Here is a 662-nt window from a genome sequence, read left to right as displayed (position 1 = left end):
CACCGGACGGGCGCGCACGAGGCTCGCGAGCGCGTTGGTCGCCGCGGCGCCGCAGTCGAACCCGGCGCCGTCCGCCGCCCGGCAGAGCTCGCCGCGCGGGGGCGCCGCGACGCCGAGCAGCCGTACCACCGTGTCGTGCACGCGCAGCGTGTCGCCGTCGAGCACCGCGATCTGCGCCGGGTCCGCCGCCACATGCACCGGCGCCGCCGGCGGGGCGGAGGCGCTGGCGAACAGGCTGATGCGCGGCAGATGCACGCGCGGCACGCCCCATATGGCAAGCCCCACGACGCCGAGCACGGCAAGCCCGGCCGCGAGCCGGCCGCGCGGCGGGCGGCTGGCGGACAGGGAAGAGGCACGGAAGATGCGGCGCGGTCGCCCGAGCGGCATGGCAGGGTATCCGGTCATGAACGGGGTCGAGGACGGCGCCTGGGCTAAACCCCCCGGCGGGGCGACGCAACCCGCGAATTGTCCGTCCCGCGCATTGCCCGCCCGACCGTGGTCGCGGCGCCTAATGCCAGAACACGTCCGCGTCGAGAAAGCGCTCCCATGTCGCGCTCAGGCGCGGCCGCAGCCGTTCCGCCCCGGCGGCGGCATAGCCGCGGATCAGCCCCACCGCGCCGGCCTGCGCGCCGCCGGCCCCGGGCAGGGCGGCGAGCAGGTCC

At 77.5% G+C, this 662-nt stretch carries 1 protein-coding gene; it reads right to left on the bottom strand.

The annotated features are described in order from the left end of the window. On the bottom strand, window positions 1-387 hold a 387-nt coding region (locus B8460_RS16425), incomplete at its 3' end, for a thermonuclease family protein (RefSeq protein WP_048862693.1). Window positions 388-662 lie beyond the last annotated feature (275 nt).

The sequence above is a fragment of the Acidisphaera rubrifaciens HS-AP3 genome (assembly GCF_000964365.1).
GTDB classification, from domain to species: Bacteria; Pseudomonadota; Alphaproteobacteria; order Acetobacterales; family Acetobacteraceae; genus Acidisphaera; species Acidisphaera rubrifaciens.
This window is presented reverse-complemented; position numbering and strand designations above follow the sequence as displayed.